The organism is Idiomarina sp. Sol25, assembly GCF_033052775.1.
In the GTDB taxonomy this organism is placed as follows: Bacteria; Pseudomonadota; Gammaproteobacteria; order Enterobacterales; family Alteromonadaceae; genus Idiomarina.
Map to the genome: position 1 here is coordinate 1 of NZ_JAUPEW010000160.1, position 262 is coordinate 262.

Annotated in this window: 1 protein-coding gene; it reads right to left on the bottom strand. The window is 62.2% G+C overall.

The features are described 5' to 3' along the window. Positions 1-262, bottom strand: a 262-nt coding sequence (locus Q5L94_RS13850) for a TrbI/VirB10 family protein (protein WP_317498933.1), incomplete at both ends; no start/stop codon positions are given.

Sequence of the window (262 nt, forward strand, 5' to 3'; positions counted from 1 at the left end):
TTGCCGATACCACTGAGCGCGCCGGCAAACAGGGCATTGGCGAGCAACTGGCCCTGCTTGGTGACGAGACGGCCCCGAACCCCAGCCTTGCCGTCTTCCCCAATCACTTGGCCCTTGATCGCCATTTCAACGGCCTCGCCGTTGATAACGCAGGCCTGGGTTTCGGTGCGGCCCATCATCCGCTCTGAGGACAGATCGCCCCAGGTGGCGGCCACGATGCGGCAATCCTTGATGTCCAGCTTGTGCTTGTTGGCCAGATTGG